Origin of the sequence: Okeania hirsuta, assembly GCF_003838195.1 — a bacterium.
In the GTDB taxonomy this organism is placed as follows: Bacteria; Cyanobacteriota; Cyanobacteriia; order Cyanobacteriales; family Microcoleaceae; genus Okeania; species Okeania hirsuta.
In genome coordinates this window covers 1-3,796 of the sequence record NZ_RCBY01000411.1, presented here as the reverse complement: position 1 = coordinate 3,796, position 3,796 = coordinate 1, and the positions used below count along the sequence as shown (strand labels likewise).

The 3,796-nt window shown below is 36.9% G+C and carries 3 protein-coding genes and 1 pseudogene; all 4 read right to left on the bottom strand.

What is annotated here, in order from left to right; translation table 11 throughout:
• Positions 1-11: 11 nt before the first annotated feature.
• Complete coding sequence (locus D5R40_RS31090; RefSeq protein WP_124146472.1) at positions 12-254, bottom strand: hypothetical protein; 243 nt, start codon at positions 252-254, stop codon at positions 12-14.
• A gap of 134 nt (positions 255-388) precedes the next feature.
• The gene (locus D5R40_RS31085; RefSeq protein WP_124146471.1) at positions 389-601 is read right to left on the bottom strand and encodes a hypothetical protein; all 213 of its coding nucleotides are present in this window, start codon (positions 599-601) and stop codon (positions 389-391) included.
• A gap of 530 nt (positions 602-1,131) precedes the next feature.
• Positions 1,132-2,640, bottom strand: a complete 1,509-nt coding sequence (locus D5R40_RS31080; RefSeq protein WP_124146470.1) for a pyruvate kinase — start codon at positions 2,638-2,640, stop codon at positions 1,132-1,134.
• A 596-nt stretch (positions 2,641-3,236) separates the two neighbouring features.
• Positions 3,237-3,796 (bottom strand): annotated as a pseudogene (locus D5R40_RS31075) (glycosyltransferase); the annotation flags it as partial.

Here is a 3,796-nt window from a genome sequence, read left to right as displayed (position 1 = left end):
ACTTTTGGTAGTCAGTCAGTTTGTGGAATAAGGGTGGAATGGGTCAATGCACCATCGGCATCGGTCAAATAGACTAAACCCGCATAATACTTCAACCCGCTCCCTGAGCCTGTCACTTTCTCCAGTTCGTTGTCATCCAAACAAACAAACATCTCCTTGTTTTGGTTACCCGCTTCTTTTGTAGTTAGTTGAGTAGAGTTTTGATTGATTGAGTTAGGAAAATTGCTTTGCTTTTTGTTTAAGATTGGTTCCATTTTTTTCTTTCCGTAATACCAACAAGAATTACTTATGCAATTTCCACCGACCATTCTCTTCTTTCCGGAAACTACCGACAAGAATTACTTCTTAATCTTTTGACAAATTGATTATCGAAACTATCCTCTGATTATCAACTCAACTTAAGATAAACTGCACCCCCATAACCTGATAAGTTTCCTGTCAGATTTGATAAGCTACCCGTCACTTTCTCCAGTTCCTTGTCATCTAAACAAACAAACATCTCCTTGTTTTGCTTACCCGTTTGTTTTGTAGTTGGTTGAGTAGAATTTTGATTGGTTGAGTTAGGAAAATTGCTTTGCTTTTGGTTTAAGATTGGTTCCATTTTTTTCTTTCCGTAATACCAACAAGAATTACTTCTGCAATTTCCACCTACCATCCTCATCTTTCCGGAAACTACAGACAAGAATTACTTCTTTAGGACTTACGCAGAGACCATACATATAGTGTCACAAACTATAACGTTATAGTTTTTAAACTCCATATATAGTACCTTTGCGTAAGTCCTGTTCTTAATCTTTTGATATTACTACATTTTGACTTGATGAGGGGAGAAGTCGGAATTGCTAAAGTCACACAGCATTCAAACAAATATTACTTTTAACTTTTGACTTTTGCCTTTTGACTAGATTTTCTTCTGCCTTCTAAGTACCTGGACAGAATTAATTTAATATTTTTGCGGTGGTAGGCAAGAGTCAATAGGTAAGAGGTAAAAGGAATATAGCCGATTAGTAAATACACAGCAAATATACAAATAATTTTGTCTACCTACTTAATACACCTTCCCTTCATTAACCACAATATTCTTCTCCTTCTAAATCTCCTCTCATCTTTCCCTTTTCTCTGTTCCCTTCCTCAAAACCGAGAAATATTCAACTGCCGTAACATTACCATTTTCTTCTGATGATGTGCCTGCATCCGGTGCAATACATCACACAAAAATTGCATCGCCTTATCAATATAAGGCCCCTTATTCAACATTACACATTCTGCCCGACTACCCATTGCTGCATCCGTAACCTCTGCACGAGAAGCCATACCACCTTTTGCTAAAGACTCCAAAACCTGGGTTGCCCAAATCACAGGTACATGAGCAGCTTCACATAACCACAATATTTCTTCCTGCACTTCCGACAAACGTTCAAACCCAACTTCCACACCCAAGTCACCCCGCGCCACCATAACTGCTATCCGTGGATGGCGTAAAGCAGTTAACAATAATTTGGGCAGTTGTTGAAAAGCTTTTTGATTCTCAATTTTCAGAATAATTCCTAATTCCCCAGCATTGAGTTTTTCCAAAACCCCAATTAACTGATCAATATCTGTAGGATGCTGTACAAATGAAATTGCCACCATATCGCCATTTTTGGCAACAAATTCTAAATCTTGCAAATCCTTTTGTGTCAATGCTGGCAATTTCAAATCTGTATCTGGTAAATTAATACCCTTTTCACTCTTGAGTTTAGCTTTACCCTCCCTAGCAGAAGTAATTTCTACCTGAAATTCCTCCCTTTCTACATTACGAATAACTCCAGCAATAATTCCATCATCAAAGAATATTCTTTCCCCTACTTGCACATCTCGGAAAACTTCCGGTACATCACATCCTACTCTTGCAGGTTGATTTTTACTAGATGGTTTACCGAGAATATCACCTTGTTTCACTACCAAAGTATCCCCTTGGGAAAGGGAAAAATGTTTACCTTCAATTTTGCCAGTTCTTAATTTTGGACCTCCTAAGTCAAAAGAGATGCGACAGGATTTCCCTAGCTCCGTTTCCGCTTGGCGCAAATTTTGAATCATTTTTGTCCATACTTCCCGGTTGTCATGGGCGCAGTTAACGCGCATGATATTCATATCTTTGGCTAATAATTTGTGAATTATCTGAGGATCATCAGCAGCTTCACTTGGCATTGTCACCATGATACGAGCATTTCTAAGTTCTGGTTTAGGCCCCAATATCTCCAGAGTATGTTTTGTGAGAATGGCGTTTCCCAATTCGTGGGTTATAGATAATTCGGTTTGTAGTTCTGGTGGGATAGAAAGATTATCTATTCTATGGAGTGCTTCTAAAACTGCATGAAGTGAGGCCATAACATGAGCTTCCATCCGACCGAGGGAACTTAACCCCAAGATACTAAGGTCATATTGTAAATCTCGGATATCATGGCGACGTACTGCTAGATAATGAATCAGGTTTTGGGCACTTTTCCGATTATTAGGATAAATCTTTTCTAGGTTTTCAGCTTCTTGTAGTTCAAGGGCGATCGCTTCTGACCATATTTGTTTTAACGCTTGTAGGGAGCGCTCAATTCTTTCTGTACGAATAGTAGAAGCATCCTGTTGAGGTATTTCTAGTTTCATCTTTTTATATAAAATTCTCTATACCTTCCTTATATCAAAATCTACTTCTGAGATTCTCTCTCCAAAGTTAAGTTTGTTTTAGATTAAGTAGATATATAGCGGTTTTCACCCTACTAAGGTACATCAACGATCCCCCTAAATCCCCCTTAAAAAGGGGGACTTCCGGTTCCCCCCTTGAAAAAGGGGGGTTAGGGGGGATCTGCAGCAGTGTACCTCACTAGCTTAGGAATTGCTATGTATAGTTAATCAACCTAATGACTCAAAATGCCATCCCCATTTCTAGGAATGAACCCTTATCTAATTGAAATTTCGTTAACTGCATCAAACAAATTTTCTGCTTTTTTGTCATCAAGTCCTGACAAACTTAAAAATTTTTAAACTAAAAGACTAAAACTCAAACTTATTTGTCTGAGACAAAAAAGCAGTGGGTAGAAAATTTCTTGGATGATAATTGATATTTTGTTTGCTTCCTTCTGAAAGTGTTACTTAAAACTGAAGCTCAATTTATTTATTTAAAGGTAGTCTTGTCAGCTATTATTTACTCTACAATACTATTCCTAACATTCTTTTTTGAAATTGGTATTACCTAGTCTCCCCTAAAAATTTTCCTCGCTCTCTTCTACAACCTCACAAATCTGCTTATCCACATAATCATCATCTACATTTTTAGTAATTAATTCTGCCAAAATTCCCAAAGATATTAACTGTACAGACAGAATAATACACAAAATTCCAAATAAAAATAAAGGACGAGTACCTATAGGTCGAATCTCCATAAACCAGAGTACAATTAAATAACCCAAAGATGTCATTCCTATAGCACCAAACAATAATCCTAAACTCCCAAACAAATGACCTGGTTTATGTAAATAATGAGTAGTTGCTAAAACAGTTAATAAATCAATAAAGCCACGGGTATAACGTTCTAAACCATATTTAGATTTTCCTTGTTTCCGCCGATGATGTCTGACAGTTACTTCAGTAATTTTAAATCCTAAACTATGAGCTAATACGGGAATATAACGATGTAACTCTCCATAGACTTTTATACAGTCTAATACTTCTTTTTTATAGGCTTTTAAGCCACAGTTAAAATCATGCAATTTGACTCCAGTTAAAATTGATGTAACTCCATTAAATAATTTCGAGGGTAATG